Annotated in this window: 23 protein-coding genes; 8 read left to right on the plus strand and 15 right to left on the minus strand. The window is 63.1% G+C overall.

The genetic code is table 11. The features are described from left to right. Positions 1-220: 220 nt before the first annotated feature. Complete coding sequence (locus OKC44_RS21145) at positions 221-763, plus strand: gamma carbonic anhydrase family protein (protein ID WP_201914990.1); 543 nt, start codon at positions 221-223, stop codon at positions 761-763. Between the two features lie 85 nt (positions 764-848). Here the strand turns inward: OKC44_RS21145 and polA are convergent, their stop codons facing one another. Further along, positions 849-3,602 carry a DNA polymerase I gene (gene polA, locus OKC44_RS21150; protein ID WP_270814957.1) on the minus strand — a complete coding sequence of 918 codons (2,754 nt, stop codon included), beginning with the start codon at positions 3,600-3,602 and terminating at the stop codon, positions 849-851. Between the two features lie 400 nt (positions 3,603-4,002). Here polA and elbB point away from each other — a divergent pair, with 400 nt between their 5' ends. Next, positions 4,003-4,653, plus strand: a complete 651-nt coding sequence (gene elbB, locus OKC44_RS21155; RefSeq protein ID WP_219311883.1) for an isoprenoid biosynthesis glyoxalase ElbB — start codon at positions 4,003-4,005, stop codon at positions 4,651-4,653. A gap of 72 nt (positions 4,654-4,725) precedes the next feature. Here the strand turns inward: elbB and OKC44_RS21160 are convergent, their stop codons facing one another. The 4 genes from OKC44_RS21160 to fieF form a co-directional block, all read right to left on the minus strand. Continuing rightward, entirely contained in the window at positions 4,726-4,935 is a 210-nt protein-coding gene (locus OKC44_RS21160; protein ID WP_016349028.1) for a cell division protein ZapB, read from the minus strand. Between the two features lie 246 nt (positions 4,936-5,181). After that, complete coding sequence (locus OKC44_RS21165) at positions 5,182-6,462, minus strand: hypothetical protein (RefSeq protein ID WP_206819118.1); 1,281 nt, start codon at positions 6,460-6,462, stop codon at positions 5,182-5,184. A 21-nt stretch (positions 6,463-6,483) separates the two neighbouring features. Beyond that, the gene (gene cysE, locus OKC44_RS21170; protein ID WP_011704210.1) at positions 6,484-7,263 is read right to left on the minus strand and encodes a serine O-acetyltransferase; all 780 of its coding nucleotides are present in this window, start codon (positions 7,261-7,263) and stop codon (positions 6,484-6,486) included. 8 nt (positions 7,264-7,271) lie between these two features. Next, positions 7,272-8,183: a cation efflux pump FieF gene (fieF, locus tag OKC44_RS21175; protein ID WP_016349026.1), complete on the minus strand. Its 912-nt coding sequence runs from the start codon at positions 8,181-8,183 to the stop codon at positions 7,272-7,274. A gap of 86 nt (positions 8,184-8,269) precedes the next feature. Between fieF and OKC44_RS21180 the strand changes: the two genes are divergently transcribed. The 3 genes from OKC44_RS21180 to trmL all read left to right on the plus strand — a co-directional run bounded on the left by OKC44_RS21180 (position 8,270) and on the right by trmL (position 10,856). After that, entirely contained in the window at positions 8,270-8,965 is a 696-nt protein-coding gene (locus OKC44_RS21180) for a response regulator (RefSeq protein ID WP_073348609.1), read from the plus strand. After that, positions 8,962-10,317 (plus strand): ATP-binding protein, encoded by a 1,356-nt coding sequence (locus OKC44_RS21185; RefSeq protein WP_270814962.1) that lies wholly within the window; start codon positions 8,962-8,964, stop codon positions 10,315-10,317. The genes OKC44_RS21180 and OKC44_RS21185 overlap by 4 nt, the downstream gene beginning before the upstream one ends. Positions 10,318-10,385: 68 nt before the next feature. Then, on the plus strand, positions 10,386-10,856 hold the full coding sequence (gene trmL / locus OKC44_RS21190) for a tRNA (uridine(34)/cytosine(34)/5-carboxymethylaminomethyluridine(34)-2'-O)-methyltransferase TrmL (RefSeq protein ID WP_252377627.1): 471 nt from the start codon (positions 10,386-10,388) through the stop codon (positions 10,854-10,856). A gap of 28 nt (positions 10,857-10,884) precedes the next feature. Here trmL and dinF read toward each other — a convergent pair whose 3' ends face one another. From dinF to lexA, 4 genes are all read right to left on the minus strand, one after another. Then, complete coding sequence (gene dinF, locus OKC44_RS21195; protein ID WP_270814964.1) at positions 10,885-12,270, minus strand: MATE family efflux transporter DinF; 1,386 nt, start codon at positions 12,268-12,270, stop codon at positions 10,885-10,887. A gap of 22 nt (positions 12,271-12,292) precedes the next feature. Further along, entirely contained in the window at positions 12,293-12,919 is a 627-nt protein-coding gene (locus OKC44_RS21200) for an SCO family protein (protein WP_270814966.1), read from the minus strand. A gap of 221 nt (positions 12,920-13,140) precedes the next feature. Then, entirely contained in the window at positions 13,141-13,428 is a 288-nt protein-coding gene (locus tag OKC44_RS21205; protein WP_011704202.1) for a hypothetical protein, read from the minus strand. Positions 13,429-13,867: 439 nt separating this feature from the next. Then, positions 13,868-14,491, minus strand: a complete 624-nt coding sequence (gene lexA / locus OKC44_RS21210) for a transcriptional repressor LexA (RefSeq protein WP_011704201.1) — start codon at positions 14,489-14,491, stop codon at positions 13,868-13,870. A gap of 204 nt (positions 14,492-14,695) precedes the next feature. On the opposite strand from lexA, the gene plsB reads away from it, so the two are divergent. Further along, entirely contained in the window at positions 14,696-17,119 is a 2,424-nt protein-coding gene (gene plsB / locus OKC44_RS21215; protein WP_011704200.1) for a glycerol-3-phosphate 1-O-acyltransferase PlsB, read from the plus strand. A gap of 65 nt (positions 17,120-17,184) precedes the next feature. Here plsB and ubiA read toward each other — a convergent pair whose 3' ends face one another. Continuing rightward, positions 17,185-18,048: a 4-hydroxybenzoate octaprenyltransferase gene (gene ubiA, locus OKC44_RS21220; protein ID WP_270814968.1), complete on the minus strand. Its 864-nt coding sequence runs from the start codon at positions 18,046-18,048 to the stop codon at positions 17,185-17,187. Continuing rightward, entirely contained in the window at positions 18,045-18,581 is a 537-nt protein-coding gene (locus OKC44_RS21225; protein WP_029302639.1) for a chorismate--pyruvate lyase family protein, read from the minus strand. Before OKC44_RS21225 ends, ubiA begins: the two co-directional genes overlap by 4 nt. 145 nt (positions 18,582-18,726) lie before the next feature. Here OKC44_RS21225 and OKC44_RS21230 point away from each other — a divergent pair, with 145 nt between their 5' ends. Then, positions 18,727-19,161, plus strand: coding sequence for a flagellar basal body-associated FliL family protein (locus OKC44_RS21230; RefSeq protein ID WP_042067278.1), 435 nt, complete (start codon positions 18,727-18,729; stop codon positions 19,159-19,161). A gap of 105 nt (positions 19,162-19,266) precedes the next feature. After that, a complete protein-coding gene (locus OKC44_RS21235) occupies positions 19,267-19,437 on the plus strand; it encodes a hypothetical protein (protein WP_005307551.1) in 171 nt (56 codons plus the stop codon). A 13-nt stretch (positions 19,438-19,450) separates the two neighbouring features. On the opposite strand, the gene OKC44_RS21240 is transcribed toward OKC44_RS21235, so the two are convergent. From OKC44_RS21240 to OKC44_RS21255, 4 genes are all read right to left on the minus strand, one after another. Further along, positions 19,451-19,792, minus strand: coding sequence for a DUF2799 domain-containing protein (locus OKC44_RS21240; RefSeq protein ID WP_011704195.1), 342 nt, complete (start codon positions 19,790-19,792; stop codon positions 19,451-19,453). Positions 19,793-19,921: 129 nt separating this feature from the next. Next, a complete protein-coding gene (locus tag OKC44_RS21245; protein WP_016349017.1) occupies positions 19,922-20,044 on the minus strand; it encodes a hypothetical protein in 123 nt (40 codons plus the stop codon). 74 nt (positions 20,045-20,118) lie between these two features. Further along, entirely contained in the window at positions 20,119-21,099 is a 981-nt protein-coding gene (gene acuI, locus OKC44_RS21250) for an acrylyl-CoA reductase (NADPH) (protein WP_270814971.1), read from the minus strand. Between the two features lie 29 nt (positions 21,100-21,128). Continuing rightward, a complete protein-coding gene (locus OKC44_RS21255; RefSeq protein ID WP_024946139.1) occupies positions 21,129-22,151 on the minus strand; it encodes a LacI family DNA-binding transcriptional regulator in 1,023 nt (340 codons plus the stop codon). Positions 22,152-22,308: the final 157 nt, after the last annotated feature.

The following is a 22,308-nucleotide window of genomic DNA, read 5'->3' on the forward strand; positions in this document are numbered from 1 at the left end:
GCTTTTCGAGGCGACCGACCCGGCTGTTTGCGTTGCCGCTTGCCGTGTCGATGGAGGCGCATTATAGGGAACGGATTCTTTCTGGCAACCCCTCATCGGCAATAAAATTGCAAAAAACTGCACTTTTTTAATTATTCATATCCAACCACAGCTTTTATACAAACTTATCCACAGAAACCGGTTCCAGATTGCTAGAATGGCCGAAAACAAGGAGGCCAAGATGGACTTGCGACTGAGACCCTATAAGGGAAAACGCCCGCAACTGGGCAAACGGGTGTATGTAGATCCCTGCGCGACACTGGTGGGCGATATCGAACTGGCCGATGATGCCAGCATCTGGCCCATGGTGGCGGCACGGGGGGATGTGAACCATATCCGCATCGGCGCCCGCAGCAATATTCAGGACGGCACCGTATTGCACCTGACCCGCAAGAGCACCAGCAACCCGACCGGCTATCCGCTGCTGATCGGTGAGGATGTCACGGTCGGCCATAAGGCGATGCTGCACGGCTGCACCATCGGCAACCGGGTGCTGGTCGGCATGGGTGCCATTCTGCTTGATGGCGTCGTGGTTGAAGATGATGTGATGATCGGCGCAGGTTCGCTGGTGCCACCGGGCAAGCGACTCGAGTCGGGCTTTCTATATATAGGGAATCCCGTCAAACAGGCTCGCCCACTCAAGCCCGCCGAGATCGCCTTCCTCAAGACCTCGGCCGACAACTATGTGCTGCTCAAGGATGAGTATCTGCAAGAGACCTCATAGGGCAGGCAGAAACAGGAAGCCCGGCATGATGCCGGGCTTCGCTTCTTATATAGCTATATAGCCGTGCAGAACGGCTGACCGGAAATCAGTGGGCCTGATCCCAGTTGTCACCGGTACCCGCCTCCACCAGCAGCGGCACATGCAGTTCGGCTGCGGCCGACATCTTCTCCTTGATGATGGCGGTGTACTCCTCCAGCTTCTCTTCGCGGATCTCGAACACCAGTTCATCGTGTACCTGCATCAGCATGCGGATCGACTCATCCTCGATACCGCGGATCCAGCTGTCCACGTTGATCATGGCGCGCTTGATGATATCGGCGGCCGTGCCCTGCATCGGGGCGTTGATGGCGGCCCGCTCGGCGGCCTTGCGCAGACCGGCGTTGCGGGACTTGATATCCGGCAGATAGAGGCGACGACCAAACAGGGTCTCGACATACCCCTGGGCTTCCGCCTGCTGGCGGGTGCGCTCCATATACTCCAGCACGCCCGGGTAGCGCTCGAAGTAGAGATCCATGTACTTCTGCGCTTCGGCACGACCGATCCCCAGCTGCTTGGCCAGACCAAAGGCACTCATGCCGTAGATAAGACCGAAGTTGATCGCCTTGGCGCTGCGGCGCATGTCGGTGGTGACCGCATCGAGCGCTACACCGAATACCTCGGCGGCAGTCGCCTTGTGGATGTCCTTGCCCTCGGCAAAGGCGGTCAACAACCCCTTGTCACCGGAGAGGTGCGCCATGATGCGCAGCTCGATCTGGGAGTAGTCCGCCGCCACCAGCTTGTAACCGGCGCTCGGGATGAAGGCCTGACGGATCCGGCGCCCTTGCTCGTTGCGCACCGGGATGTTCTGCAGGTTGGGATCAGATGATGACAAACGGCCCGTAGCCGCTACCGCCTGATGATAGGAGGTGTGCACCCGCCCGGTTCGGGGCTTGATCATCAGCGGTAACTTGTCGGTGTAGGTGGACTTGAGCTTGGCCAGACCGCGATGCTCCATCAGAAGGCGCGGCAGCTCGTAGGTCTCCGCCAGCTCGGCCAGCACCTCTTCTGCGGTGGATGGCGCACCCTTCGGAGTCTTTTTGATGATCGGCAGGCCCAGCTTGGTGAAGAGGATCTCCCCAAGCTGCTTGGGCGAGGAGAGGTTGAACTCCTGCCCGGCCAGCTCGTGGGCCTGTTTCTCCAGCTCCGTCAACCGCAGCTCAATCTCCTGGCTCTGCTGATGCAGCAGCTTGGGATCGATGGTGGTGCCGAGCAACTCCATCCGCGCCAGCACTGGCAGCAGCGGCAGTTCGATCTCGCTGAATACCTTGGCGAGACCCGGCACAGCCTCCAGCTGACCCCACAGCGCCTGATGCAGACGCAGGGTGATGTCGGCATCTTCCGCCGCATAGGGGGCAGCCTGCTCCAGCTCGATCTGGTTGAAGGTGAGCTGTTTCACCCCCTTGCCGGCGATATCCTCGAACGAGATGGTCTCGGCGTTCAGATATCTGCGGGCCAGGGAATCCATGTCGTGGCGGCTGGCGGTGGAGTTGAGCACATAGGATTCGAGCATGGTGTCGTAGGCAATGCCCTGCAGCTCGATACCGTGATTGAGCAGCACATTGCGATCGTACTTGAGGTTCTGCCCCACCTTGAGGCGGGCCGGATCTTCCAGCAGCGGCTTGAGCTTGCCGAGCACCACGGCCTCGGTCAGCTGTACCGGCGCCCCCAGATAGTCGTGGCCGAAGGGCACGTAGGCCGCCTTGCCCGGCTCGATGGCAAAGGAGACGCCCACGACGCGCGCTTCCATATAGTCGAGACTGGTGGTCTCGGTATCGAAGGCAAATAGCGGCGCCGCCTGCAGACGGGCCAGCCATTCATCGAATTCGGCCTCGTCCAGGATGCAGCGATAGTCGGTTTCGATGGCGGCTACCGGGGCGGCGCCTTCATCATCACCCTCGGCGCCGCTCTCCTCCGCGCCGCCGGATTCCAGCTCTTTGATCAGGTTGCGCAGCTCGTACTCGCGATAGACCGCCAGCAGAGCCTCCTTGTCGATGGGACCGAGCTGCAACTCTTCCAGACTCTGCTCCAGCGCCACGTCGGTCTTGATGGTGGCCAGCACGTAGGAGAGGCGCACCTGCTCTTCCTGCTCGCGGAACTTGTCGGCGAACGCCTTGGAGCCACGGAAACCGAGCGCTGCCACCTTGTCGAGGTTGGCGGCGATCTCGTCGATGCTGCCGATCCCCTGCAGCAGGGCCAGTGCGGTCTTCTCGCCGACGCCGGTCATGCCGGGGATGTTGTCCACCTTGTCCCCCATCAGGGCCAGGTAGTCGATGATGAGCTCGGGCGGTACGCCGAACTTCTCGATCACCCCTTCCCGATCGGTCTTCACGTCCTTCATGGTGTCGATCAGGGTGACATGGTCGGAGACCAGCTGCGCCATGTCCTTGTCGCCAGTGCTGATCAGCACCGGCAGCTGCTTCTCGGTCGCCTGACGGGCCAGGGTGCCGATCACATCGTCGGCTTCAACGCCTTCCACCATCAGGAAGGGGAAACCCATCGCCTTGATCATCTGGTGGATGGGGGCAACCTGGCTGCGCAGATCGTCCGGCATGCTGGCCCGGTTGGCCTTGTATTCGGGATAGATGTCGTCGCGGAAGGTCTTGCCCTTGGCATCGAACACCACGGCCACGTGGCAGTCGGGGTACTGCTTGCGCAGGCTACGCATCATGTTGGCCATGACACGGACGGCGCCGCTCGGCAAACCGGTCGAGGTGCGCAGATCGGCCTGCTGGGAGGCAAAGAAGGCGCGGTAAAGATATGAAGAGCCGTCGACCAGAATAAGGGGATTGCTAGGGGCCATGAAATCGTCCTGCCAGAGATAAACAGCCGCTAGGATGCCACAGGGCCCCCCTCACACCAAGAGGGGCAAAGACCCTGTCGGCGGATCCTCACAGGCCATCAATCTGTGGATAACTCTGTGCTCAAAAATGGGGGGCAGTATGAACCACAGTGATAAAACTGTGCACAAAAATATAAAAACCAATAAATAACAATTGGTTGCACATGTAAAAACCGATCGCGAGACGACTTGAATGATCTCGATCAATGTGGAAAAAAATTTAAGGGAGTAAGTACGGCAGGATCCAAAACGAAACAATCCTAGCACAGCAAGATGACTTGACCAGCTGAGGACGAACGATAACCATACAAAAGTACAACAATCCATTCTGGCTCACATTTTCAACAACGAGGAGTCTGTCATGAAAAAAGTGGCCGTGATCTTGAGTGGCTGTGGCGTCTTTGACGGGGCCGAAATCCACGAGGCCGTCATCAGTCTGCTGGCGCTGGCCAGGCAGGGCGCTGCAGTCCAGTGCTTCGCTCCCAATGTTCCACAGCTCCATGTCATCAACCACCTGACCGGGGAAGTGAGTGAAGGCGAGCACCGCAACGTGCTGGTCGAAGCGGCCCGCCTCTGCCGTGGCCAGATAAGGGACGTGGCCAAGCTGGATGCAGCCGACTACGATGCCCTGCTGGTACCAGGCGGCTTTGGCGCCGCCAAGAACCTGTGCGACTTCGCCATCAAGGGGGCCGAGTGCCAAATCCAGCCGGATGTGCTGAAGGCGTGCCAGAGCTTCGCCAGGGCCGGCAAGCCGGCCGCCTACATCTGCATCGCACCGGCCATGATCCCGCTCATCTACGGCGCCGGCACCCTGGCCACCATAGGCCATGACGAGGGCACCGCCAACGCCATCGAGGCGATGGGAGGCAGCCACCTCAACTGCCCGGTCAACGAGTTCGTGGTGGATCAGGAGCGCAAGGTGATCTCCACCCCCGCCTACATGCTGGCCAACAACATAGTGGAAGCGGCGGACGGCATCGAGAAGACAGTCAAACAGCTGCTGGCACTCTGATTGCCAGACTGACCTAAACAAACGGGCCGCTCATGGAGCGGCCCGTTTTCAATTCTCGCGGATGGCGATGACTCAGATGCTTTCGCCCATCTGGTCCATCTTGCCCAGCAGGGCACGCAGACGCTCTTGCCAGGCGACGTGCTCGTTGCGCAGTTGATGGTTCTCGTCTTGCAGCTTGTTGTTCTGCTCTTTCAGCTCGTCCAGCTCCATCTTCAGCAGGGAGATGTTGTCGACGGCGGATTGTACTTTGGATTCGAGTTGCTCAAGGACTTCTAGTGACATATGCATACCTGTATGTTCAATTGCGATGCCCCACAGAGGGCGATTCAAGCGCGTGAAGCCAGCATACCCCGAGCCTATCGGCACAAACAAGCCGGTGCGCTGTAAAATGCGCCTTCCATGGATGTATTGCCTAAATATGCGTCTATTTTTCTCGCATCCTGCGCCCGGGCCACGGCCGGCCCCGCACAAGTCGCCACCTAGCCCCTGCGCAACCGCCCTGCACGCCCTTGCCGAGAGCCCGCATCATCAGGCGTGCAGGGCGATATAGGCCCCCAGCAGCAGACAGGCGACCCCGTACATCAGCAGGCCGTAGAGCAGGTTGCCGCGCAGAATCGCCCCGGCACTCAGGTTGTAGCGGGAGGCCAGCGCCAGGTTGGAGCCGGAGAGCGGACTGGTACCGGTAGCCAGCCCCCAACCCAGCAGGAAGCACATGCCGAGTAGGCTGGGGTCTGGCGAGAGCGGCCAGAGCAGCGGCGCCAATCCTGAGATGCTGATGAGCGGGTGCACTCCGACGATGGCCACCAGCAGGATCAGCAACAGGGTGAGCGAAGACTCCAGCCAACCGAAGTGATGGAAGAAGGGCAAACCGTGGCCGCCACCCAGCTCGAGCACCGACAACGCACTGTTGATGCCGGCGGCCAGCAGACCCGCCCCCAGAAACAGCACCAGTTGGCCACCGATGGCGGGGAAGCGTTCCACCACCTGCCGCTTGAGAGCCGGGCCGCGCCCCACGCTCGGCATGAAGGCAAAGGCCAGCAGCGGCGCCACCAGGGCGATCACCGCCAGGATGCCGAGATCCGGCCAGATCTGCTTGATCAGCAGCACCAGCAGGGCCAGTGCCACCGGCAATCCCAGAGTCTGCAGCCGCAGCGGATAGCCGGCAAAGTCCGCCCCCCCCAGCCGCTCCACCTGCCAGGCGGTCAGCCCCATCGCCAGCAGGGTCGCCACCACCCCGAACGGCAGGATGCGCGACAGCTGCAGGCCAGGCGCATAGGTGAGCGCCACCGCCATGGCGACGAAGAAGGGGGACCAGAAGGCCGCCGCGCAGAAGATCCGGCTCAGCACCAGCACCTGACGCCGCTCAAGGGTGCCGTTACGCTCCAGCCGATCACCGATGATGAACAGCACAGAGAGGTTGATGACGGCCCCCAGCAGGTTGAGGCTGGCCATGGTGCTCCACAGCCCCTTGCGTCCTTGCCATGAGGTGGTGCCGGTCAAGAGACCCGAGGTGGCGAGATTGAGGGTGCTCACCGCCGCAAACATGGTGAGCATGTTGATGTTGGGCAGCAACCAGTCACCGGCGGTGAGGCTCGCCCCCCGCCAGCAGGAGAAGATCAGCAGTGCCAGCGCCGCCCCGTACAGGGCCAGCGCCTGGCGCCGCGCCGCCCCCACCAGCCAGGGCCAGGTGAGCAGCGAGGCCCCCCAGGCCGCGATGGCCGCCGGCCAGGGGGAGAATCCCAGATAGAGGTGCAGCAGGTTGAGCAGCCACATCCCCAGGATCAGATAACCCGACCAGCGCTTGGCCATCGATGCACCTCGGTCAGGGGATCAGAGACACTGATCCATGTCCAGCGAAGGCTTGTCGCACTCCGGACGCCCCACGATCTTGGCGGGTACGCCCGCCACCGTGGTGTGCGGCGGCACCGGGTTGATCACCACGCTGCCGGCGCCAATCTTGGCTCCCATGCCCACCTCGATGTTGCCGAGCACCTTGGCGCCCGCCCCTATCATCACCCCTTCCCGGATCTTGGGGTGACGATCGCCACTCTCTTTGCCGGTACCACCCAGGGTAACGCTCTGCAGGATGGAGACATCGTCCTCGATCACCGCCGTCTCGCCCACCACGATGCCGGTGGCATGGTCAAACATGATGCCCTTGCCGATGCGGGCGGCCGGGTGCACGTCCACCCCGAACACCACGGAAATCTGGTTCTGCAGGTAAAGCGCCAGCGAACGACGCCCCTGGCGCCACAGCCAGTTGGCGACCCGGTAGCCCTGCAGGGCATGGAAGCCCTTGAGGTAGAGCAGCGGGGTGGAGAAGAGATCAACCGCCGGGTCGCGCTCCTGCACCGCACAGATGTCGGCCGCCACGACCGCCAGCAGCTCGGGCTCGCTGCGCAGGGCCAGCTCGATCACCTCGCGCAGGGCGATGGCGGGCATGGTGGCGCTGTCGAGCTTGTTGGCCAGCTGGAAGCTGAGGGCCGAACGCAGGTTCTTGTGATTGAGAATGGTGGAGTGGAAGAAGCTGGCCAGCATGGGCTCTTCGGTCGCCATGCTCGCCGCTTCTTGCTGAATTTTTTGCCAGGTTCTGGCAACCAGATCATCCATGTTGCAGCCTACTGTTGTTCTGAGGGAGTGCCTTGCTGTTCCTTGTGCACCACGGAGATGGGGTCCATATGAATGATGACATCCATGCGCTCGAACGCCTGACGAACCGCCAGTTCGGCTTCATCGGCAATCTGATGGGCCTTGACCAGAGGGAGCTGATCGTCCAGTTCCAGATGCAACTGCACGAAACGGGTCGGACCGGATTGGCGGGTGCGCAGATCATGCACCCCGTGTACACCTTCGACGTCACAGCAGAGGGCCATTATTCTCGCTTGTTCCTCGGCTGGCAACTGACGATCGAGCAGCGCCTGCACCGATTCATAGCCGATGTGCAGCGCCCCCCACAGCAGGAACAACCCGATCAGGATGGCAAACAGGCCGTCGGCCCAGTACCAGCCCTGCCCCGCCAGCACCAGTGCCAGCAGCACGCCGCCGTTGAGCAGCAGGTCGGAGCGGTAGTGCAGCATGTCGGCCTTGATGGCCACGCTGTTGGTCTTGCGGATCACCAGGCTCTGGAAGCTGACCAGCAGCAGGGTCAACACGATGGAGCCACCGCTGACCCACAGACCCGCCTCGAGCCGCTCCAGCGGCGCCTGCTTGAGCAGGGAGGAGATGCCGTGCATCACCAGCAGCAGGGCGGAACCGGAGATAAAGGCCGCCTGGATCAGCCCGGCCAGCGACTCCGCCTTGCCGTGGCCGAAGCGGTGTTCGTCGTCGGCCGGTGACAGGGCATAGCGGATCGCCAGCAGGTTGATAATGGAGGCGCTCACGTCCATGAAGGAGTCGGTGAGGGAGGCCAGCAGGCTCGAGGAGTCGGTCATCAGCCAGGCGATCAGCTTGCCGGTGATCAGCAGGGTGGCGGTCGTGACGGCGGCCATGCTGGCCAGCGTCACCCAGCGGGAATATTGTTGATGGCTCAAAACCGGCTTTCCTCTTGCGGTTAAAAATCTATTATACCCTGACCCCGACGCCGGATTGGCGCGAAAAATCAGCGGAATGACTTCAGATGCACAAAATACTCCTGGTCGACGACGATCTCGAGCTGACCCAGTTGCTCACCGAAATTCTGACCCTGGAAGGCTTCCAGGTGACCGTCGCCGAGGATGGCGAAGAGGGCTTGCAACGGCTGGCCGAACAGCACTTCAACCTGGTGCTGCTGGACGTGATGATGCCCAAGCTCAACGGCTTCGCCATGCTGGCCCGGCTGCGCAAGAACCACGACACTCCGGTGCTGATGCTGACCGCCCGCGGCGACAGCCAGGATCGGGTCAACGGGCTGGAGGCCGGGGCCGATGACTACCTCGCCAAGCCGTTCGACGATCGGGAACTGCTGGCCCGGGTGCGCGCCATCCTGCGCCGTACCCAGGGCACCCAGCCCCAGCGCGGTGGCAGCTCGGAAGAGGTGCGCTTCATGGATCTGGTGCTGCAACCCGGCCTGCAGCAGGCCAGCTGCCACGGCGAACTGCTGGAGCTGACCGCCACCGAATTCGGCCTGCTGGAGTGCCTGCTGCGCAACCCGGGCCAGATCGTCAGCAAGAGCCAGCTCTCCGAGCTGGTGCTCGGCAAGAAGCTGGAGCCCTTCGATCGCGCCATCGACATGCACCTGAGCAACCTGCGCAAGAAGCTGCCTGAGCGTACCGATGGCCAGCCCCGCTTCAAGACGGTGCGCGGCAGAGGTTATCTGTGGCTGGAACAGGCATGAGAACCGCCCGCACCTTCAACGGTCTCTCCACCCAGATCTTCCTCTGGTTCTGGTTCATGCTGTTGCTGGTGGTGGCCGCCGTGGTGATCCTGCCGACCCTGGATCCCCGCAACATCATTCCGCTGCCGGCCCACGAGATCACCCGCCTCAACAACAACCTGAAGGCGCTGCAGAAGGGGGCTGACCCCAATCAGGATTTCGATCTGGCCCAGGCCATCGATGCCGCCGGTCTGCTGCCGGTCGACAACATCTATTTGCGCGATGCCAAGGGACAGATGCAGTCCAGCACCCGCCTGAGCAAGTTCGTGATCCGTTTCATGCTCGACTCGGACAACCCGGCCAAGCCCATGCTGGGCAGCGAACACAAGCGGGCCATCGCCGGCCCCTTCCAGATGACGCATCACGGCCAGCTCTACCACATCTACTTCGGCCTCAACGTCGAGAACTCCTATCTGTTCCTGTTCATCCAGATCCTGGATCACCCGATCCAGATCCTCGGCATCGCCATGCTGGTCAGCACCCCGCTCTGTCTGCTGCTGGCCTGGCGGCTGACCCGCCCCATCCTGCAGCTACAGCAGTCGGTCTCCCAGCTGGCGGAGGGCAATCTGGAGGCACAGATCCCCAACCTGGGGCGGCGGGACGAGATCGGCCAGCTGGCGGATCACGTCAGCCACATGGTCGATACCCTCAAGAACATGATCCAGAAGCAGAAGCAGCTGCTCTCCGACATCTCCCACGAACTGCGCAGCCCGCTCACCCGCATCCAGCTGGCGCAGGCGCTGATCCGCCGCAAACAGGGGGACAGCAACGAGCTGGTACGGATCGAATCGGAGATCGGCCGGCTCGACAAGCTGATCGGCGACCTGCTCGACCTGTCGCGGGTACAGCAGCATGTGGAAGCGCCGGTGGTGATGCCGCTGGCCGAGCTGCTGGAGCCCATCCTGGACGATGCCATGTTCGAGGCGAACCAGAGCGGCAAGCAGCTCAGGCTGCCGCCGCTGCCGGCTGAATCGCTGCGGATGTGGCCCGATCTGCTGGCCCGGGCACTGGAGAATCCACTGCGCAACGCGCTCAAATACGCCCGCGAGTTCATCAAGGTGGACTGGTATCGGGAGGGTCTGGAGTGGGTGATGACCATCCGCGACGACGGCCCCGGCGTGCCGGTGGAGCAGCAGGCCCAGCTGTTCCTGCCCTTCTTTCGGGTGGACGATGCCCGCAACGCCAAGACCGGCGGCACCGGGCTGGGGCTGGCCATCGCCGCGGAGGCCATTGCGCGCCACGGCGGCACCATCCGCGCCAGCAGCAATCAACCGGCCGGGCTGACCATCACCATCCGCCTGCCCATCAGCTGAGCAGGCTCTTTTCATCCGTACGGGCGCTGGGTATGCTGGCGCCCTTTTCGCCCCATCAGGACGCCGTCATGCTCGACATCGTGCTCTACCAACCGGAAATTCCGCCCAACACCGGCAACATCATCCGCCTCTGCGCCAACACCGGCTATCGACTGCACCTGATAGAGCCGCTGGGGTTTGAGTGGGATGACAAGCGGGTGAAACGGGCAGGGCTCGACTACCACGAGTTTGCCGAGGTGAAGCGCTGGCCGAACTTCGAGGCCTTTCTGAAGGCGGTGGCGCCGGCGCGGGTATTCGCCTGCACCACCAAGGGGCGCACCGCCCATTCGGCAGTGCAGTTTGCCGCGGGCGATGCCCTGCTGTTCGGGCCCGAGAGCCGCGGCCTGCCCATCGAGATCATCGAGAGCCTGCCGTTCGAGCAGCGGCTGCGCATCCCCATGCTGCCCCAGAGCCGCAGCATGAACCTCGCCAATGCGGTGGCGGTGTTCGTCTACGAAAGCTGGCGCCAGCTGGGCTACGCCGGCTCGCTGCAGGAGTAAACCCGACAGATCCAGGCAGGCGCTGACGTCAGGAAGAGGTCTGCTGCGCCGCTCCCACCCCATGGGCTGAGTGCAGCAGCCGGCCATCGCGCTCCAGCTGCCAGCAGAGCCAGCCCAGCGTCAACCCCCGCCCCGCCATCAGGGCCGCCATCGCGGCCCACAAGGCCGCCACGCCCCAGCCCTGACAGAGCCACCAGACCGGGAAGAAGCCGCACAGTGCCGCCACCAGCATGCTGTTGCGCATCTCCCTGGCTCGGGTCGCACCGATGAAGACCCCGTCCAGCAGAAAGCACCAGACCGCCAGCAGCGGCATGGCGATGAGCCAGGGTAGCTGCGCGTTGGCGGCGGCGATCACCGCCGGCAGATCGGTGATGTGCGCGATCAGCCGGCTGCCGCCCACCGCAAACAGCAGGCTGAACGTCAGAGCGATCAGCAGCGCCCAACCGAGATTGAGCACGATGGCCTCCCGCAGTCCCTGCCGATCCCGCCGCCCGATGGCGCGGCCCACCATGGCCTCCACCGCGTAGGCGAAGCCATCCAGCCCGTAGGAGATCAGCATCAGGAAGTTGAGCAGCACCGCATTGGCCGCCACCGCCACATCCCCCAGCCTGGCCCCCTGCAGGGTCATGAAGGCGAAACAGAGTTGCAGGCAGAGGGAGCGGATGAAGATATCCCGGTTCAGGGCCAGCAGTCGCAGCAACGCGGGCCACTGACGCCAGCGCTGCCAGGCACCCTGCCACGCCGATGCGGCCAGCCGGCGCAGGTGACGGCTCACCAGCCAGAGCCCCAATCCGAGTGCGCTGTAGTCCGCCAGCAGCGAGGCCGCGGCGACCCCTTTCACCTGCCAACCCAGCCCCAGCACGAACCAGGCATCGAGCCCCATGTTGACCAGATTGGTGAAGATCAGCAGCAGCATGGGGCTGCGCGCATCCTGCATGCCCAGCAGCCAGCCCATGATCACCAGGTTGCAGAGCGCCGCCGGGGCGCTCCAGACTCGCACCGAAACATACTCGGCGGCATAGTGCTGCACCTCGGCGGAGCCACCGCTGAGGGCGATGAGAGTGGGGATCAACGGCAGCAACAGCAGCAGCAATATCACTCCCAGCCCGACGGCGAGCCCCAGCGCACGGGCCAGGGTGTCGAGCTGGCCGGCCGGGCTGCTGGCACCGTGAGCCTGGGCGGTCAGGCCGGTGGTGGACATCCGCAGGAAGCCAAGAAGCCAGAACAGCAGATTGATGAGGGTGGCGCCGACCGACACGCCGCCAAGGAACCAGGCCTGACCGAGATGACCGATCACCCAGGTATCCACCAGCCCCAGCAGCGGAGTGGTGACATTGGAAAACACCATGGGCAGGGCCAGGGCAAACACGGCGCGGTGGCGCCGCCCGTCCCGCCACCAGACGGGGGTCAACATGTCGGAGGGAGTCCGTTGCTCATCATGCGTCGTCCAGCCGCACTATCTTGGCAAAGTCCGACACCATGCTCGCCATGACGACCCTGGGCACACTGCCCTCGCTCAGACGGGGGCGAAACACGGCCTCCAGCTTGCCAGCCGGATTGATCAGCACGATGGAGGCGGAGTGGTCGATCAGGTAATCCTTCTCACCCTGGTCGGCGATGGAGTAGATGAGCCCCAGATTGCGCACGAAGGGGAACAACTTGTCGTGGGGGCCGGTCGCCGCCTTGAACTCCGGATTGAAGAAGGCGGTATAGGTCTTGAGACGGGCCACGTCGTCCCGCTGCGGATCCGCCGAAATGAACACCACCTGGCTGCTCGGGGCGATCTTTTTCAGCTCGGGGTAGACGGCACGCAGATCCGCCAGGGTGGTTGGGCAGATGTCGGGACAGAAGGTGTAGCCGACGAACAGAAAGGTCCAGTGGCCGGTCAGGCTGGCGGGGACGAACGGCTGACCATCCTGATCGGTGAAGGCGAACGGATTGATGTCCCGCCCCGCCGGGTAGTAGTCGGCATGCTCGGGCAGGGAGGGCTGGTTCCAGTAAAATCCGGCCATCATGCCCCCAACCAGCAGCAGAAACAGCAAGGGGTAACGCGGTTTAACCATAAGAGAACAGACCCTTTCACTTCGACACACCCGCCAACCGGGCCCGAATGGAAGAGCCATTGTAACCCAGCCGGCGCCACACCGGTCACCCCCTTGTACCGGATGCCCGTTCACTGGCCAACTTCCGTCAGAAGATGACGCAAGGGCCGGTGATGCCGGCCCCAACCCGCCCAAAACAGCAGCCCCACCATAAGGTGGGGCTGTACAAGAAGCAGTGACGCTCAGGGCTGTTGTCGGCGCCGCTCATGCGGGCGTCTGGATTGTGCCCGTAGCGGGATGACGGGGGCGGTCCAGGGGGCGTCGGCCAGCCCACCGTCATGATGGCTGTGAAACAGGCGCACCAGCCGGACAATCTTGTCCTTGGGGCACCCCAGCCAGATGGTCCAGCAGGCGCCCTTGTGGTGTACCCAGAGGGCATAGAAACGGGTCATCCGGTTACCCTTGATGAAACGGGTGATGGAAGAAACGGGCGATGCCAGACCCGGATCCCATGGCGAGCTTGAAGCCATACCTGTCCTCCTCGATCAACAGGTCACGCCAACCGGCACCGCCCATCACCGCCGGGGTGAATGAGTCGATGACTGCCGCGTGTCGACTGCGCGAGTGTGCCGCTGCGGTGCCGACTGCCGGCGCCCTGCTGACCACTCTCCCTTCTATCCCGCAAACGCCTCTTTGCCAGGTGTGCGCTGCACACCGCACGAGGCTGTTGTTTTTTCCGGCTGCCCTCCGGGTTCCTGCTACCAGCGATCTGGATAACGCGCGTCATGGCGAGCAGCGGGGGCGGCTCAAGCCAACGAGTCCGCCTTACCAAATGATATATCTGAAATGAATCGCCTGCGGTCACCGCCCGCAGACAAAAGTGGCGGGTATCAGGATCTGATTGAAATCATGGGGAAAGGAGTACAGAAACGAAACGGCCTCCCGCAGGAGGCCGTTTCGTGGCAGGGATTACATCCAGTCGGCATTGCGAATGACGCCGACCGCCAGCCCCTCGATGGTGAGCTGCTGACAGGAGAGATCCACCTCGATGGGGGAGAGCTCTTCGTTCTCCGGCAGCAGCCACACCTGGCTGCCCTTGCGCTGGAAGCGCTTGACGGTGACATCCTCGTCGAGCCGCGCCACCACCACCTGGCCGTTGCGCACCTCCTGGGTCTTGTGTACCGCCAGCAGATCGCCATCCAGAATGCCGATGTTCTTCATGCTCATGCCCTGTACCCGCAGCAGGAAGTCGGCCCGCGGGTGGAACAGGGCCGGATCCACCTGGTAGTGGCTCTCGATATGTTCCTGCGCCAGGATGGGCTCACCGGCGGCCACCTTGCCAATCAGCGGCAGACCGCTCTCTTCCAGCGGCTCTTCCTCTTCGAGCAACAGGCGGATGCCGCGGGACGTGCCCGGCATGATCTCGATGACCCCCTTTTTGGCCAGGGCCTTCAGATGTTCCTCGGCCGCATTGGCCGACTTGAAACCAAGCTTCTGGGCTATCTCGGCGCGAGTCGGCGGCATGCCGGTTTCGTTCATGTTCGCCTTGATCAACTCCAGCACTTCGGCCTGGCGGGGAGTAAGGGGTTTCATAGCATGGGCACCTGTCTTTTTATACAGCACACTGGCAGTATATACAGTGCAGTGGCCAAGGCAAGGCGCAGCTGACATTTGTCGCGACCCGGCACTCATTTGCTGCAGATTTGATCCCGCGCAGCCGACTCATCGTACCTCTCGGCGACAAGCAGTCGGTGATTTGCTATGCTCACGCCGCATTTTTTTGGAGAGCAGACGCACATGTCCCTTGGACAGAACATTTCCAGAGCCATCTTGCAATGGCCGGTCAGCGGCTTGGTCAATCACAAGAGCCTGCCGGAAAACCCCATCACCGAGCTCAAGCTGGATCCGGCCAGACCCATCGTCTACGCCCTGAAGACCAGCTCGATCACCGACCTGATGACCCTGCAACAGTGCTGCGAGGATCTCGGCCTGCCCGGCCCCTTCACCCCGCTGGAGCTGAACGGCCAGTTGCTGCCCCGTTATGTCTGTCTGGACCGTCCGCCTCCCCTGTTCGGCAAGCGCAGCAAGCCGCTGCCCTTCCTGCAGGAGTTCCACCAGCTGCTGGATCTGCACAAGCAGGATCCGGCGCTGGATATCCAGGTGGTGCCCGTCACCCTGTTCTGGGGCCGCGCCCCCGGTCGGGAAGGCGAGGAAGCCTCCGGCTGGAACATCATCAGCAGCCTGGCGCCAAACCGCCTCAAGAAAGCGCTGATCGTGATCCTCAAAGGGCGCGAGAACCTGGTGCGCTTCTCCCCGCCGCTCTCCCTGCGTCACATGGCGGACAAGCACGGCACCGACGAGGCCATCGCCCACAAGCTGGCGCGGGTCGCCCGCACCCACTTCAGCCGCCAGCAGCTGGCCGCTACCGGCCCCAAGCTGCCCAACCGCAACCTGCTGTTCAAACAGCTGCTCGATTCGAACGTCATTCAGCAGGCCATCGAGGAGGAGGCCCAGCGCGAGGGGATCAGCCTGGAGAAAGCCCAGAAACGGGCCCACGGCTACATGGACGAGATCGCCTCCGACTTCTCCTACCGGCTGATTCGGCTCGGTGAGAGCTTCCTCGGCTGGCTGTGGAACAAGCTCTACCGCGGCCTCTCGGTCAACGGCGCCGAGAAGGTGCGTCAGCTGGCCCAGGAAGGGCACGAGATCGTCTATGTACCCTGTCATCGCAGCCACATGGACTACCTGCTGCTCTCCTACGTCATCTACCACCAGGGCATGGTGCCGCCCCACATCGCGGCGGGCATCAACCTCAACTTCTGGCCGGCGGGCCCGATCTTCCGCCACGGCGGCGCCTTCTTCATCCGCCGCACCTTCAAGGGCAATCCGCTCTACAGCACGGTATTTCGCGAATACCTCAACCTGCTGTTTGCCAAAGGCTATTCGGTGGAGTTCTTCACCGAGGGCGGGCGTTCGCGTACCGGCCGCCTGCTGCCACCCAAGACCGGCATGCTGGCGATGACCCTGCAGGCCATGATGCGCGGGCTGGACAGACCGGTGACCCTGGTGCCCGTCTATCTGGGCTACGAGCACGTGATGGAGGTGAACACCTACCACAACGAGCTCAAGGGCAGCCGCAAGGAGAAAGAGAGCTTCCTGCAGGTGCTCGGCATCCTGCGCAAGCTGCGCAACTACGGCCGTGGCTTCGTCAACTTCGGTGAGCCGCTGACCCTCAACAATTACCTCAACGAGCACGTGCCCAGCTGGAAGGAGCACATCGGCGAGGAGGAGCGTCCCGAGTGGATGGCGCCTACTGTCAACCAGCTGGCCGAGCTGCTGATGACCCGCATCAACGGGGCCGCCGCCGTCAATGGCCTGACCCTGAGCGCGCTGGCGCTGCTGGCCGCCGAGCGCCATGCGCTGACCCGCGACGAACTGCAGGCCCAGCTCAACACTTATCTGGATCTGCTCAAGCAGGTGCCCTACAGCCCGCACAGCACCATCCCGGACGAGGATGCCAAGACCCTGCTGGATCAGGCGATGGAGCTCAACAAGTTTGAGGTAAGCGAGGACAAGCTGGGCCAGATCGTCAGCCTGGACCGCTATCAGGCGATCCTGCTGACCTACTACCGCAACAACATCCTCCATCTGTTCGCCATGCCCTCCCTGGTGGCGGCCCTGATCGAGCGCTGTGAGGGGATCTCCCGCAGCGAAATCGTTGCCCGCTGCATCGACATCTACCCGCTGCTCAAGACCGAGCTGTTCCTGCGCTATGAAGAGGACGAGCTGCCGGAGCTGGTCGATGCCCTGCTGGCCGAACTGCAGCGCCAGCAATTGATCGAGGCCCGCGACGGCGGCTTCTGGGTCAATCCGGTCAACCAGACCCGCCTGCTGCTCTTGGCCGAGAGCATTCAGGAGACCCTGCAACGCTACGCCATCGTGCTGACCCGGGTGCTGGCCCAGCCCCGCATCGAGGCCGAGCAGCTGGAGGCGGACGGCCTGATGATGGCGGAACGCCTCGGCACCCTGCACGGCATCAACGCCCCCGAGTTCTTCGACCAGAAGCTGTTCAGCACCCTGATCCACACCCTGCGCAGCGAAGGCTACCTCGACCCGGGCTGCAAGCCGGATCTGGGCCGCTTCCAGGCGCTGGCCGACAACATAGTGCCGCTGCTGAGTACCAAGATCCGCCGCACCATCCAGGCCGGCAACCGGCTCTGACCCCGCTCGCACGACAGCATAAAAAAGGCCGCAACATGCGGCCTTTTTTCATGACAAGGGCTGGCTCACAGGTAGTTGATCACTACCCCGGCAAAGATCAGCGCCCCCACGTAGTTGTTGTTGAGAAACGCCTGGAAGCAGGCCTCCCGCTGCCGCTCGCGGATCAGCCGCTGCTGATAGACGAACAGCGCCGCCGCCGCCAGCAGCGACCAGTAGTAGCTGGAACTCAGCTCGCTCAACTGCCCCACCAGCAGCAGGATCAGCAGGGTCAGCAACTGCAGCGCACCGATGATCCGCTTGTCGTGGCGGCCAAACAGGATGGCGCTCGACTTGAGGCCGAGCTTGAGGTCGTCGTCCCGGTCCACCATGGCATACTGGGTGTCGTAGGCGATGGTCCACAGCAGGTTGGCGAGAAACACCAGCCAGGCCACCGCCGGCAAGGCGTTGGCCTGGGCCGCATAGGCCATGGGAATCGACCAGGAGAAGGCCATGCCGAGCACCAGCTGGGGGATCGGGATGTAGCGCTTCATGAAGGGGTAGCAGACCGCCAGCAGCAGGGCCGCGAACGACAGGCCGATGGTGAGCGGGTTCATGGTCAGCACCAGGGCGAACGAGATGATCGCCAGCACCGCAAACAGCGCCAGCACCTCCCGCGGCTTGACCTTGCCCATGGGCAGCGGCCGGCCGGCGGTGCGCTTCACGTGACCGTCGAAGTTGCGATCCGCATAGTCGTTGATGACGCAACCGGCGGAGCGCATCAGAAACACCCCCACCACGAACACCAGCAGGGTCCAGAGATCCGGCAGGCCGTCGGCCGCCAGCCACAGCGCCCACAGGGTCGGCCACAGCAGCAGCAGGGTACCGATGGGCTTGTCGATGCGGGCCAACTGCACGTAGGCCAGTCCCCGCTCCTTGGTTAACAGATTCACTCCAGCTCCTTGTTGCATGACAGAGAGGGCAAGAAGAGTTCATGGACCAGCAGTGGCCATTGCCCCAGAAACAGACGGGAACGACGTCCCCAGACGATGCCGGCCGGACACCAGGGATTGCTCGCAATCTCGAAACAGGCCAGTTGCAGGTGATCGCGCCGGGCAGGCTCGTCACCAAAGATGCGTTCACCCAGGGGTTGCTCACCCAGCTCGCGCAGGCCGCTCTCTTGCAGGGCGGCTTCGGCAAACAGGGTCCAGCCCAGCACGGCCGGTCCATGATCGCCGTGCAGGATCACCTCGCGGCACAGCCCCATGGGCTGCTCGGCGACCACCAGCTGCTGCTCGTCGGCATCGAGGGCGACGCTGCGATTGCCAAACAGTTGTACCGAGAAATGGCGATTGTGGCGGCGCAGGCGCCGGGTCATGGAATCGGCCTCCAGCAACCAGGGCAGCAAGGCCTCGGGCGGCTCGCACTGCGCGGGCGTCTGCCAGGGCACGAGCCGGGCAAGGGGAACAGTCAACTCGGACTTCACAGCTTCACCATCCGGAGATTTCCGTTATCAGGTTAAAATCCGGTTTATTATCCGTAAATCAATCGAGAATTGTAAGAACATCCGTGCTTGACGGCCCCGATGGCAGCATCAAAAATGGGGTATCTCTTGCTGATGAGCCATCCCTATGAAGCTATTCAAATTTCTGCTGGTGTTGTTGCTAAGCTGCGGTGCACTACAGGCCTATGCCTCCGGAGGGGGGGAAGCCCCTGCAGAAGGGGAAGCTGCCGCCGCCAAGCCGGGTTTCTTCTATCACCTGCTGGATCCCGACATCATCACCAACTACCTGAGCGATGGCAAAACCCTCGGCTACGTCCGGGTGACGGTGGAGCTGATGGCCGAGAACGAGGCCGACCTCAAGCTGCTGGAGCAGCATGACCCCCTCATTCGTGACGCCATCATCCGGCTGATGGGCAGCAAGAGTGCCGACCAGATCAAGTCGCTGGTCAGTCGCGAAGACCTGCGCAAGGAGTGCCAGACCCGGGCCAACGAGCTGCTGGTGAAGGAAACCGGCAAGAAGGCGGTGCGCGAGCTGATCTTTACCAAGTTCCTCTATCAGTAATCTCCCGTCACCACGAGCGGGCCGCGAGATCATCCGGGCCCGCTCGCTGTTTTAGAAATGAAAATTGATTACACTAGGGCCCACCGAGTTGTCGAGGTAGTCGAGATGGGCAACAAGACCCTGTGTGAATGGCGTCGCAGCGAGATCCCGGCCGATCTCAAGACCCTGCGCAAAATCGTGCGCAAACCCAAGTTCGTCTGCGGCAAGTGTGCCCGCAGCGCCAACGACAAGAGCTATCTGTGTCAGCCGCTGCGGTTGAAAGAGAAAGAAGCCTGAGCCGCCAGCCCGGCTACTGATCGGTCCAGCCCTGGCGGCCCTGCTCGAACAGCCGGCGCGCCTGGACGTCATTGGGGCAGACCCCGCGATACTCGCCACCGGAACGGCCCGCCAGATAGAGGTGCTCCGGCCGGCAATACCAGGCCAGTCCCTTCTGATGCCCCTGTTTCCACAGCTCGGCATCCACCTTCTCGCCGCACTGGGCCTGATGAAACTCGACCCGCTCGGCGGTAAAGCCCAGCTTGCCATCGGCCTCCCCCACCTCGCTCCACACCTTCTCGCACGGATCGTCCGAATGGGAGGCGCAGCCCCCGAGCAGAACGGCAAACACTATCACCGAGAGTCGCATAATCATCCTTGAGTGTCGTTTGGGCAGTTCATTCTAGCCAGAGCCGCAGCCCCCTCCAAGCACCTCTCCCCATTCCTGTGAGCCGCCCAAAAAAACAGGCGGGCCCGAGGCCCGCCTGTGTATTCAATGCGCGGATTACTGGTCGTCGAGAGGGTCATCATCCTGCCAGCTCTCGTCTTCCCATTCATCCAGCTCTTCTTCCCAGGATTCCGGCTCCCAATCGTCATCGAGATCGTAATCCGGCTTGTGTCCACCCATGCTCATTCTCCTTGGATAGTGCACCCGCACTCAAAGTCTATCCAGAAAAATGGGGCTCGCCAGTCAGGGCTGGATCAAAGTTTGACCAGGGTGCGCCCCGCGATTTGCCCTTGGGTGATGGCTTCGGCGGCCTCCGCCACCTGCTCCAGCCCGATCTCGGTGACCGCCTGCGCAAAGAAGCTGGCGGGCAGATCCCGCGCCAGTCGCTGCCACGCCAGTTGGCGGCGCGCCAGCGGGCACATCACCGAATCGACCCCCTGCAACCGCACGTTGCGCAGGATGAAGGGCATCACGCTGGTGGGCAGATCGAAGCCACCCGCCAGCCCGCAGGCCGCCACGGCGCCGCCGTAGTTCATCTGGGCCAGCAGCTTGGCCAGCACCTGACTGCCGACGGTATCGACCGCCCCGGCCCACAGCTGCTTCTCCAGCGGCTTGGCGGGCTCCAGCAGCTCGCTGCGCGGCACTATGCGACTGGCGCCGAGCGCCGTCAGCAGCTCGCCCTGCTCCGCGGGACGGCCGGTCAGGGCCGCCACCTGATAACCCAGTGCGGCCAGCAAGGCGACGGCGGTGGAGCCCACCCCGCCAGCGGCGCCGGTCACCAGGATCTCGCCGCTCTGCGGGGTCACTCCCGCCTCTTCCAGCGCCAGCACGCAGAGCATGGCGGTCAGACCGGCGGTGCCGATGCACATGGCCTGCCGCTCATCCAGCCCGGCCGGCAGCGGCACCAGCCAGTCGGCCTTGACCCGCGCCTGTTCAGCCATGCCGCCCCAGTGACCTTCCCCCACGCCCCAGCCAGTCAGCACCACCCGGTCGCCCGGCTGATAGCGGTCGTCGGCAGATTCCAGCACTGTGCCGGCGAAGTCGATGCCGGGCACCAGCGGCCACTGGCGCACTATCTTGCCCTTGCCGGTGATGGCCAGCCCGTCCTTGTAGTTGAGGGAGCTGTGGCTCACCGCCACCCGCACCTCGCCGGCCGGCAGCTGGCTCTCGTCCAGCCGGGTCAGGGTCGGCACCGTCTTGCCGTCTTGGTTTTCCAGTAACAGAGCCTTGAACATGGTTGCCTCTTTGATGAGTGTGAAAGGGGTCAGCTGCTTTGCCGCTTCTGCAGCTGGAAATCGAGGGTCAGCGCCGAGCCCATGACGGGTTCACCGGCCAGCTGACGCAGGATGAGATCGGCCGCCTCCTGCCCCATCCGCTGATAGGGGATGCGGACCGAGGTGAGGGCCGGATAGCAGGCCCGCGCCACGTCCAGATCGTCGAAACCGGCGATGGCGAGCTTGCCCGGCACGTTCAGGTGGCGGCGCTGGCATTCGAACAGCACCCCGGCCGCCAGCTCGTCGTTGACGCAGACCAGCGCATCCAGTTCGGGCCAGCGCAGCAGGAACTCCCCCAGCATGGCCGCCCCCGTGCTGAAGCTGGGTCGCTCCGAGGTGTTGATGATGGCGTCGGGGGAGAGGTAGTTGTCCAGCAGCGCCTTCTGCCAGCCCTGCATGCGCTGCTGCAGCATCCACTGCTCCTGGCGGGCGCAGAGAAAGCCGATATTGCGGTAGCCACGCTCGATCAGGTGGCGGGTCAGCTGGTAGCCGGCATCGAAGTTGGAGACCCCGACATTCATGTCGATGGGGCTGCGGGCCATGGCCCCCACCTCCACCACCGGCAGGCGGGCCGCCTGCAGTCGCTGGCGGATGGTCTCGCCGGGATCGCTGCCAAACAGCACCACGGCCGCCGGGTTGTGCTGCAGAAAGCTGGTCAGCAGGCTCTCCTCCTGCTGTTTGAGATGCTGGGCATCCCCCAGCATGATCTGGTAGCCCTCGCCCCGCAGCGTCTGCTGCAGCCCGGCGATCACCTCGCCGCAGCCACACTCGGTCAGGCTGGGCACGATCACCACTATGGTCTGGGAGGTGGCGGACGCCAGCGCCCCCGCCGCCCGATTGGGGATATAGCCGAGTTCGTCCACCGCCGCCTCGATGCGCTCGCGCATCTTGTCGGACACCAGCTCGGGGGTGCGCAGGGCGCGCGACACCGTCATGGCCCCCACGCCGGCCAGCTGGGCCACATCGTTGAGGGTCACCCGACCCGTGCTACGGCGTTTCTTCGCTTCTGACATCCTTTCCCTTCCTCGGCATACGGGTGCTCACTTTAAGGCAAAAGCGGGGCACTGACTATTTGCTCAAACCGGATTTTACCTCCTTTGAGCCAGAGAAGGGGCAAGATGAATCCCTTCCATGAGAGAAATGATAGCGCTATCACAGATCGATGTTAGC

The sequence above is a fragment of the Aeromonas sp. S41-2 genome (genome assembly GCF_027705845.1).
GTDB classification, from domain to species: Bacteria; Pseudomonadota; Gammaproteobacteria; order Enterobacterales; family Aeromonadaceae; genus Aeromonas; species Aeromonas hydrophila.